At 34.3% G+C, this 726-nt stretch carries 1 pseudogene; it reads right to left on the minus strand.

What is annotated here, in order from left to right:
* Window positions 1-690, minus strand: a pseudogene (locus tag CQA53_RS11770) (hypothetical protein); the annotation flags it as partial.
* Between the last annotated feature and the right edge of the window lie 36 nt (window positions 691-726).

A 726-nucleotide genomic window follows, 5' to 3' on the forward strand; every position in this document is an offset into this window, starting at 1 on the left:
TCGCTTTTCATCGATGATAAGTAGTGAAAGGATTTCACTCAATAAAAGACTATCTTGTGTTTGTAATGGCTGTATGAATAGATTATTACTCCCTCGCATATCTCTCATCACAAAGCCCTTAGATTCTAAATCACTTACTAGAGATTTGAGACTATCATAATGATAGCGGAGAAAGGAGCTTGTCTCATTATAGATTGTATGAGTGTTGATATTATTGACATTATAAGCATGATAGAGGCTATATCGTGTGTGATTAAAGTCTTTGCTAGTAATGAGTGGGATAATGAGCATGGTATCACTATGTCTTTTTAAGTGAGTTTCTAATACAAAGCTTAAGCTATTGGGAATAGAGAAATACTTAAGTGGCAAGGAGAGAATCTCATCACTAAGATTAGAGTGAAAGGGATAAGTAAGAGAATCTAAGCTTATATTGTGTGTAGATTCTATGAGATTGGATTCTATAAGATGAGAGGCTTGTAATGGTGTATCTCTAGTAGAATCTTGAGATAATCCTAAGGTATTAGAATCTATAGTAGAATCTTTATGATGATTCCATAGATATGACAAGCTTAAACTTCCATACAAACCTCCTGCAAGACTTACAAGGCTGAAACTTTTAAGCTTCTTTAGGGCTTCTCTACGACTAAGGGCTTCTTGCCTTTGGAAATTGAGAGATTTTGTTTTATTCATTATGTGTCCTTTGTGGAAGAATTAGAAATCTTCGTG

The organism is Helicobacter didelphidarum (genome assembly GCF_003364195.1).
Lineage (GTDB): Bacteria > Campylobacterota > Campylobacteria > Campylobacterales > Helicobacteraceae > Helicobacter_A > Helicobacter_A didelphidarum.